The 8,679-nt window shown below is 64.6% G+C and carries 9 protein-coding genes and 1 tRNA gene; 8 read left to right on the plus strand and 2 right to left on the minus strand.

Annotated elements, in window-relative coordinates; genetic code table 11:
* Both VK533_RS05845 and VK533_RS05850 read left to right on the plus strand, forming a co-directional pair.
* On the plus strand, positions 1 to 1,273 hold a 1,273-nt coding region (locus tag VK533_RS05845; RefSeq protein WP_324375897.1), incomplete at its 5' end, for an AAA family ATPase.
* A 4-nt stretch (positions 1,274 to 1,277) separates the two neighbouring features.
* Positions 1,278 to 2,429 carry an alpha/beta fold hydrolase gene (locus VK533_RS05850; RefSeq protein ID WP_324375898.1) on the plus strand — a complete coding sequence of 384 codons (1,152 nt, stop codon included), beginning with the start codon at positions 1,278 to 1,280 and terminating at the stop codon, positions 2,427 to 2,429.
* Positions 2,430 to 2,501: 72 nt separating this feature from the next.
* Here VK533_RS05850 and VK533_RS05855 read toward each other — a convergent pair whose 3' ends face one another.
* Positions 2,502 to 3,002, minus strand: coding sequence for a YcxB family protein (locus tag VK533_RS05855; RefSeq protein ID WP_324375900.1), 501 nt, complete (start codon positions 3,000 to 3,002; stop codon positions 2,502 to 2,504).
* A gap of 97 nt (positions 3,003 to 3,099) precedes the next feature.
* On the opposite strand from VK533_RS05855, the gene VK533_RS05860 reads away from it, so the two are divergent.
* The 6 genes from VK533_RS05860 (at position 3,100) to VK533_RS05885 (ending at position 8,242) form a co-directional block, all read left to right on the plus strand.
* A complete protein-coding gene (locus VK533_RS05860) occupies positions 3,100 to 4,740 on the plus strand; it encodes a M28 family metallopeptidase (protein ID WP_324375902.1) in 1,641 nt (546 codons plus the stop codon).
* 91 nt (positions 4,741 to 4,831) lie between these two features.
* Positions 4,832 to 6,259: a Si-specific NAD(P)(+) transhydrogenase gene (gene sthA / locus VK533_RS05865; RefSeq protein ID WP_324375904.1), complete on the plus strand. Its 1,428-nt coding sequence runs from the start codon at positions 4,832 to 4,834 to the stop codon at positions 6,257 to 6,259.
* 85 nt (positions 6,260 to 6,344) lie between these two features.
* Positions 6,345 to 6,812: a sigma factor-like helix-turn-helix DNA-binding protein gene (locus tag VK533_RS05870; protein WP_324375906.1), complete on the plus strand. Its 468-nt coding sequence runs from the start codon at positions 6,345 to 6,347 to the stop codon at positions 6,810 to 6,812.
* 91 nt (positions 6,813 to 6,903) lie between these two features.
* On the plus strand, positions 6,904 to 7,212 hold the full coding sequence (locus VK533_RS05875; protein WP_324375907.1) for a hypothetical protein: 309 nt from the start codon (positions 6,904 to 6,906) through the stop codon (positions 7,210 to 7,212).
* A 1-nt stretch (position 7,213) separates the two neighbouring features.
* Positions 7,214 to 7,732 carry a hypothetical protein gene (locus VK533_RS05880; RefSeq protein ID WP_324375909.1) on the plus strand — a complete coding sequence of 173 codons (519 nt, stop codon included), beginning with the start codon at positions 7,214 to 7,216 and terminating at the stop codon, positions 7,730 to 7,732.
* A gap of 30 nt (positions 7,733 to 7,762) precedes the next feature.
* Positions 7,763 to 8,242: a hypothetical protein gene (locus tag VK533_RS05885; RefSeq protein ID WP_324375911.1), complete on the plus strand. Its 480-nt coding sequence runs from the start codon at positions 7,763 to 7,765 to the stop codon at positions 8,240 to 8,242.
* Between the two features lie 206 nt (positions 8,243 to 8,448).
* Here VK533_RS05885 and VK533_RS05890 read toward each other — a convergent pair.
* Positions 8,449 to 8,522: transfer RNA gene (locus VK533_RS05890), tRNA-Gly, on the minus strand.
* Between the last annotated feature and the right edge of the window lie 157 nt (positions 8,523 to 8,679).

Consider the following 8,679-nt stretch of genomic DNA (forward strand, 5'->3'; position numbering starts at 1 on the left):
CTTCCAGAAGATCGATGTGAACGAGCCGAACATCGAGGACAGCATCAAAATCCTGCGTGGCCTGAAACTCAATTACGAGAAGCACCACAAGGTTCGCTACACCGACGAGGCGATCCGCGCTGCTGTCGAGCTGTCGGCGCGCTACATCAACGACCGCAAGCTGCCCGACAAGGCGATCGACGTGATCGACGAGGTCGGCGCGATGCAGATGCTGGTGCCGCCGGCCAAGCGCAAGAAGACGATCACCGCCAAGGAAATCGAGGCCGTGATCGCGACGATGGCGCGGATCCCGCCGAAATCGGTCTCGACCGACGACACCAAGGCGCTCGCCACGCTCGACACCGATCTCAAGCGGGTCGTGTTCGGGCAGGATGCGGCGATCAGCACGCTCTCGTCCGCGATCAAGCTCAGCCGTGCCGGCCTGCGCGATCCGGACAAGCCGATCGGCAATTATCTGTTCACCGGCCCGACCGGCGTCGGCAAGACCGAGGTCGCGCGGCAATTGGCGTCGATCATGGGCATTCCGCTCCAGCGGTTCGACATGTCCGAATATATGGAGCGCCATTCGGTCAGCCGGCTGATCGGCGCGCCCCCGGGCTATGTCGGCTACGATCAGGGCGGTCTGCTGACCGACGCGGTCGATCAGCAGCCGCATTGCGTGCTGCTGCTCGACGAGATCGAGAAGGCGCATCCGGACCTGTTCAACATCCTGTTGCAGGTGATGGACAACGGCAAGCTGACCGACCACCACGGCAAGACGGTCGATTTCCGCAACACGATCCTGATCATGACCACCAATGCCGGCGCGTCCGACATGGCGCGCGAGAGCCTCGGCTTCGGCAACCTCACCCGCGAGGGCGAGGATGAGGAAGCGGTCAAGAAGATGTTCACGCCGGAATTCCGCAACCGCCTCGATGCGATCGTGCCGTTCGGTTATCTGCCGACGCCGGTGATCGCGCGCGTGGTCGAGAAGTTCATCCTCCAACTCGAACTGCAGCTCGCCGACCGCGAGGTGCATATCGCGCTCGACGACGACGCGAAGGCGTGGCTCACCGAGAAGGGCTATGACAAGCTCTACGGCGCGCGCCCGATGGGCCGCCTGATCCAGGAGAAGATCAAGCAGCCGCTCGCCGAGGAATTGCTGTTCGGCAAGCTGGTCCATGGCGGCGAGGTTAAGGTGCACCTCAAGGACGGCGTGCTCAACTTCGAGGTCACGCCTGCCGCGCCCAAGCCGAAGCGCAAGGGCAAGCCGAAGGCGGAGGCCAAAGCCTAACGACATGAAACGCCCCCTGGCCGGCGTCGGGGGGCGTCTTCTTTTGTGCTGTGCGCTTGCGGTTGGGGCCGTGCCGGTTGTGGCGCGCGCGCCGGCCTCGCATCATGTAGTGGCGCATCCCGCCGCGAAGCCCGCGACGAAGGACCCGTTCGTGCCGTCGCGCGCGATCGTCGCCGATCTCCAGCATATCGTGGCGCCCGATGGAGTGCAGGAGACGTTCACTGCTACACTCGGCGGTGCGCGCCAGATCGTGAACGTGCGCGGCGCGGATCGCGCCAATCCGATCCTGCTCTTCATCCACGGGGGGCCGGGTTCGACCGAGATGCCGATGGCGTGGACCTTCCAGCGGCCGTGGGAGGAATTCTTCACGGTCGTCCAGTGGGATCAGCGGGGGGCGGGGCGATCCTATCCGCTGAGCGATCCCAAGGCGCTGGCGCCGACGATGACGCTCGACCGCTATCGCGACGATACGATCGAGCTGATCGAACTGCTTCGCCGCAAATATGGCAAGCGCAAGATCGTGCTGCTCGGCCACAGCTTCGGTTCGGCGGTCGGGCTGGCGGTCGCCGCCAAGCGCCCGGATCTGCTCTACGCTTATGTCGGGATGGGCCAGCTGATCGACTGGCACGAGAATGAGCGGCGGGGTTTCGACTGGACGCTCGCGCAGGCGCGGGCCGCGCACAACACGAAAGCGATCCGCGAACTGGAGGCGCTGCAACCCTATCCCGGCGTCGGGCCGCTGGCTCTCGATCGCCTTTCCGCGGAGCGCAAATGGTCGATCCACTATGGCGCGCTGGCCGCCTATCGCAGCAACACCGATTTCTATTTCGATATCCGCCAGCTCTCTCCGGACTATAGCCCGGCGGACCTGAAGGCCGCTGCCGCGGGCAGCCAGTTCACGATCACGACGATGCTGCCCCGACTGACCGACAGCTTCCGCGATCTGCACCAACTGCGCGTGCCGATCATCCTGTTCGAGGGGCGGCACGATTATACGACGCCGTGGCCGATCGCGGACGCCTGGATGAAGCAGCTCAGCGCGCCGTCAAAGCGGATCGTCTGGTTCGAGAATTCGGCGCATCTGCCGATGATCGAGGAGCCGGGCCACACGCTGAAGGCGTTGCTCGATTATGTGCAGCCGCTCACGACGCAATAGCGGGCATTCGGGATCATTTTGACGCGGGCCAGGGTGCGGCGCTCCGCCGGGCCTCTTGCCGTGTGCAACAAATTACTGCTTGGGCACGCCCGCCTCGCGCAGCCGCGTTGAAAGGTCGTCCAACTGTTCGGTCGTCAGGGCAGCTGCGGGGATCGGATGATAAAGGCTGTCCGTCGCGAACACGGCAAAGACGCGCCCGTCAAAACTCCAGGCCACATGGTGGCCCCATGGCCGCCGGGTGTGGCTGTTGGGCGTCGCGAAGCAGATCTCGGTATCGCTCCAGTCGACATCCATCGTTTGATGGAGCGTGCGATGCTGCGCGAAGGTCTTCCGGACGCGCCGCCTGATCTCGAACTGCTGAAGCAATTGTAACAGCCTGGCGCTCACAGGCATGAGAATGGCGACGATGAGGATCACCGATCCGATGACGAGCGGGCTATTGGGCCGGCTCGTATACAGCCCGATCAGCACCATCGCCGCAACGGCGCCCCAGCGCATCAGCCGCGCTACCGGCTGCCGCTGACGCCATTTCAAAAGACCGAGGTTCGTGCGGATCAAATCGTCCGCGCTCAATCTGAACTCCACGTGTCGATGTGCGTCAGCGGATTTGCCCGACTCTTCCATAGAAAGCGCTTGTATCCACCCGCCGCTCGCTGACAAGCTTCGGGCCATGACCAAGCTCGCGCTCCTACTCGCCGCCCTTCCGGCCGCGGCCTTCGCACAGGCCACCCATTTCGATCCGGCGCGCCTGTCGCACCATGTCGAGATATTGTCGTCCGACGCGTTCGAAGGCCGCGCCCCGGCGACGGCGGGCGAGACCAAGTCGGTCGGGTATATCGTCAGCCAGTTCCAGGCGGCGGGCGTGCAGCCCGGCGGCGACCTCAAGGACGGCAAAAGACTGTGGACGCAGGCGGTGCCGCTGTTGCGATCCAACATCGTCGGTGCGCCGACGCTGAGCATCGCCAGCAACGGCACGGTCCTGCCGCTGACGCAGGGCGAGCAGATCGCGGTGCGCGCGCCGCTGACCGGCGACAAACATGTCACGCTGAAGGACGTGCCGATCGTGTTCGTCGGCTACGGCGTGACCGCGCCTGAGCGGAAATGGGACGATTTCAAGGGGATGGATGTCCGCGGCAAATTGATCGTGGTGCTGATCAACGACCCGGATTTCGAAACCGGGCAGGGAGACTTCGGCGGCAAGGCGATGACCTATTATGGCCGCTGGACCTACAAATATGAGGAAGCCGCGCGGCGCGGCGCGGCGGGCGTGCTGATCGTGCACGAGACCGCGCCGGCATCCTACGGCTGGGCGACGGTCAAGAATTCGAACGCGAACGGCACGTTCGATATCGTCCGCGCCGATCCCAAGGCGACGCACACGCCGTTCGAAACCTGGATCCAGCGCGATCTCGCGGTCAAATTGTTCGCCGATTCAGGCCTCGATTTCGAAGCGGAGAAGAAGGCCGCGCAGAGCCGCGACTTCAAGCCGGTCGCGCTCAAGGCGACGCTCTCGGCCGATTATGCGGTCGATGCCTCGACCATCGTCAGCCATAATGTCGTCGGCCGCGTCGCGGGGGCGAAATATCCGAACGAGACCGTTATCTACTCGGCGCACTGGGATCATCTCGGCGTCGGCGCGCCCGATGCGAAGGGCGACAAGATCTATAATGGCGCGGTCGACAATGCCGACGGCATTTCGGTGCTGCTGGAGATGGCGCGCGCCTTCGCGAAAGGCCCGAAGCCGCAGCGTTCGGTCGTTTTCCTGGCGGTGACGGCGGAGGAGCGCGGCCTGCTCGGCTCGGAATATTATGGCGCCAGTCCGCTTTACCCGCTCGGCACGACGGTCGGCATGCTCAACACCGATGCGCTCAGCACCGCCGGGCCGGCGCGCGACTTCTCGATCTCGGGCAGCGCCAAGCTCGGCCTGCTCGACGACCTGATCGAGGAAGGGAAGAAACAGGGCCGCAGCTTCACGCCGGATGCGCGGCCCGAAGCCGGTTCCTTCTATCGCTCGGACCATTTCACGCTCGCCAAGCGCGGCGTGCCGGCGATCTCGATCGAGAGCGGCGAGGATCTGGTGAATGGCGGCCGCGCGGCGGGCAAGGCCGATGCGGAAGCCTATGTCCGCGACAAATATCATCAGCCCGCCGACGAATGGACGCCCGCCTGGAACGCGACCGGCCAGGTGCTCGACGCGGAATTGCTGTTCAATCTGGGCGAGCGCCTCGCCAATTCGCGCGAATGGCCCAATTGGAGCGCCGACAGCGAATTCCGCGCGATCCGCGACAAGACGGCGGCGGCGCGGAAGTAATCGCGGCGCCGTAATCTTAACCATCTTCTTACGGTCACCTTCTATGTGTTAGCCTCGTCCTACCCGTCTTTGGGTTGAGGCTGGGGGTAAGATGCAGCGCTACGACCTGATCGTGATCGGCTCCGGGCCGGCGGGGCGCCGCGCGGCGGTGCAGGCCGCCAAGCTCGGCAAGTCGGTGCTCGTCGTCGAAAACCGGCTGCGCGTCGGCGGCGTGTCGGTCCATACCGGCACGATCCCGTCCAAGACCCTGCGCGAAACCGTGCTCAACCTGTCCGGCTGGCGCGAACGCGGCTTTTACGGCCTCGCCTATCGCGTGAAGAAGGACATCGAGGGCAAGGATCTCGGCGCGCGGCTCGCCAAGACGCTCGATTACGAATGCGACGTGCTGGAGCATCAGTTCGCGCGCAACGGCGTGCAGACGATGGCGGGCTCAGCGTGCTTCGTCGATTCGCATGTGATCGAAGTGACCCCGCCGTCGGGCGATCCGGTCCGGCTCAAGGCGGACAAGGTCGTGATCGCGGTCGGCACCAAGCCCTATCGCCCGGCCAATATCCCGTTCGACGACAAGAGCATCGTCGATTCGGATTCGCTGGTGGCGGAGCCGCGCGTGCCGCGCAGCCTGACGGTGATCGGCGCGGGCGTGATCGGGCTCGAATATGCGACGATCTTCTCCGCGCTCGACGTGCCGGTGACGATCGTCGAGCCGCGCCCCAATTTCCTCGAGTTCATCGACCGCGAGATCATCGACGAATTCGTCCACGAACTGCGCAAGCGCGGCGTCACCTTCCGGCTCGGTTGCAAGCTCGATCGGGTCGAGATGGACGACAGCGGCTGGCCGGTCGCGATCCTCGACGACGAGCGGCGGATCCGGACCGAGATGCTGCTCTATGCCGCGGGGCGGGTCGGCTCGACCGATAAACTGGGCCTCGAGGCCTGCGGGCTGACAGTCGATTCACGAGGGCGCCTCAAGGTCGATCCCGTCACCTTCCAGACCGATGTCCCGCATATCTATGCCGCGGGCGACGTGATCGGCTTTCCCGCGCTCGCCTCGACTTCGATGGAGCAGGGGCGGATCGCGGCCTGTCACGCCTTCGGAACGCCGCTCGAACCGGCGCCGGCCTTCTTCCCCTACGGCATCTACGCCGTGCCCGAAATCTCGACCGTCGGCCTGACCGAGGAAGAGGTCCGCGCCAAGGGGATACGCTACGAAGTCGGCATCGCGCGCTTCCGCGAGACGTCGCGCGGCCATATCATGGGTCTGCAGTCGGGCATGATGAAGATGCTGTTCGGGCTGGCCGACAAGAAATTGCTGGGCGTCCACATCGTCGGCGAGGGCGCTACCGAGCTGATCCATATCGGCCAGGCGGTGCTCAACCTGGGCGGCACGCTCGACTTCTTCGTCCAGAATACGTTCAATTATCCGACTTTGGCCGAAGCCTACAAGATCGCCGCGCTCGATGCCTGGAACCGCATGCCGCGCGTCGCTTCCGGCCCCCCGGTCGCGGGCGTCGGCGGCTGATAATCCTGACTGTCGCTCGCCCCCGGAAAGGGTGCGGAAACCATAGGCCTTTTGCGTTCTCGCAAAGGCAGAGTAGGGTTCGCACATGGGGGCCGATCTGATCGACGCTTTGAGCGACCTGGAAAAAGAGGCATTGCGCCTCTTCCTGGTCGTGTCCGATCAGAAGGAACTGGCCCGCCGCATCGGCCGCAGCCCCGCCACCGTCGAGCAGCGGCTCGCCCGCGCACGGCGCAAATTGGGGGTCGCGCGCAGCCTCGATGCCGCCTTGCTTCTTGCCGAGCATGAAGGCCGCAGCACGTATGGAACGGCCATATACGGTGACTCCCTACGTGGTGGTCCGGCCGCCGCTGCGCTGAAGCTGTGGCCGCCGAAAGACCGTGGCGGCCGCCAAAGCCTCATGTTCTTCCCCACGAGGGGGCGGCCCTGGAATACGCTCCCGGCATGGGCGCGACTGTCTATGATCCTGGGCGGAATGATCGCCCTGCTGATCGCGGCGGTGGCGACCGTTTCCATCGGGGAGAGTGTTAGCAGGATCGTTCAGCAGTTCCACTGACAGGGGAGCCGTGCTTCCGCACGGTTTGCGTATCATGGCTGCACAGACTGCCTTAGTTTCTCCCATCAATGCCCCTTCACGCGGCCGCCGCGTGCAGATAGGCATCAACGAACTCAAATCCACGATCGACGGTGCCTTGGCCGATAGCAGTCGCCTGATGGCCGAAATCCTGGTCGCCGGGCAGGAGGCTCATATCCTGCCGCAGGCAACGCAGCGCGCGGTCGAGCGAATTCACGCCTGCCTGACGGCCGGGCTGGAAATGCGCTCGCTCGCGATCGCCACGCACCATGATCTGCGCAAGATCATGGGCCGAACCAACCTCGCCGAAGTTGGGTGGGGCGATCTCGGCGACAGCCCGGTCGCTTCGCCCGACCCGATGGACGAGATGGGCGCGCACTGACTTGCACCTGCACCAGTACATCTTCGCGGTCTTCTGGCTCACCTCGTGCGGTTATGCGACCGTACGGGGTGGGGCGCCCGAACGGATTGCGGGTGCTGCGCAATTGGCTGCGGGGCTATTCACGATCATCCTGTCCTTTGCGTTGCGGCCGACGGCCGGCGCCTATGCCTCGATGGAGGTGGGCGTCGCGCTGACCGATATGGCCCTGTTCGGCATCATCACCGCGGTCGCGTTGAACAGCACCCGTTTCTGGCCGATCGTGCAGGCAAGCATGATCGGGTGCGGAATGTTCGGCCACCTGGCCAAGCCGCTGGGACCCGACATCTTGCCGAAGGCCTATTATGCGACCGTCGCGATCTGGGCCTATCCCCAGATCATCCTGCTTGTCGCCGCGACCTGGCGGCATCGGGTACGGCTCGCGCGCTACGGCATCGACTATGCCTGGGTGCGCGATCTGCCGCAGCGTTATCGCAATGGCTGGTCGATCGATGAGCTGGCCCGTCCGCTTCCGCACAATTGATTTCAACGCCTCTCTGTTGGGAGACCAAGCGTGTCCACTATTCCTACCCGCATGGATGGGGTCGATCCGATCGACCGCCAGACCCGCAAATTGATCCAGGACGCCAAAAGGGCCGTGGCCATGCATAGCGCAGACATGACCGAATTCGCGCGCCAGGTTCTGGCGGGGCGCAAGCAGCGCGACCGCTATTTCGATCCGATGCTGTTCAGCAACCCGGCGTGGGACATTTTGCTCAACCTGTTCGTCGCCGACGCCGACGGCCGGCCGGTGACCGTGCTCGAATCCTGCCTCGCCTCGACGGTGCCGCAAGGTGTCGCGCTGCGCTGGCTCGGCTATCTCAAGCAGGAGGAGATGGTGATCGAGACGCCCGATCCGGCCCGCCCGCGCCAGACCATAATCCGCCTGTCGGATCAGACGCGGATGGCGATCTCGGCCTATCTGGGGTCGCTGGTCAGTCTCGGGTTGGGGCCAGAGTCCGTGATGCCTGATATTCCGCCAGCAAAAGGTTGAGCGCGAGATCGAGGTGGGGTGTTGCCGACCTGCCGATCGCGGCATCGTCGCACAGTACCAGCGCCTTTTGCAGCAGCGCGACCGCCTCGCTGTAAACAGGGCCGGCTTCGGCGTTCGGCATCTCGAATTCCCCCTCTCGCCGACGCATCGGCCGCGCCGAAGCTTAGCTTCACGACGGGGCCGGCTCAACGGCTAAGCGAGGGAAATGGAGCGGGTAGCGGGAATCGAACCCGCGTATGAAGCTTGGAAGGCTACCGCTCTACCATTGAGCTATACCCGCAGCCGGCGCCCCCATGCCATCCGTTAGGCGGGGCGGTCAACGTTTCTGGTGCAGCTGCTCCGACAGCAGTCGCACCGCTTGCGGGTAGGAAGGCCCACCGCAATCGACCAAAGCGCCCGGCAAGCGCAGCCGCTTTATGCCGGCGATAGCGGGATGA

It is taken from the genome of Sphingomonas sp., assembly GCF_035317925.1.
In the GTDB taxonomy this organism is placed as follows: domain Bacteria; phylum Pseudomonadota; class Alphaproteobacteria; order Sphingomonadales; family Sphingomonadaceae; genus Sphingomonas_I.

Coding starts and splice junctions, on each gene's coding strand:
- VK533_RS05870 (WP_324375906.1), top strand. CDS start 6,345: ATGGGGGCCGATCTGATCGACGCTTTGAGCGACCTGGAAAAAGAGGCA.
- sthA (WP_324375904.1), top strand. CDS start 4,832: ATGCAGCGCTACGACCTGATCGTGATCGGCTCCGGGCCGGCGGGGCGC.
- VK533_RS05860 (WP_324375902.1), top strand. CDS start 3,100: ATGACCAAGCTCGCGCTCCTACTCGCCGCCCTTCCGGCCGCGGCCTTC.
- VK533_RS05850 (WP_324375898.1), top strand. CDS start 1,278: ATGAAACGCCCCCTGGCCGGCGTCGGGGGGCGTCTTCTTTTGTGCTGT.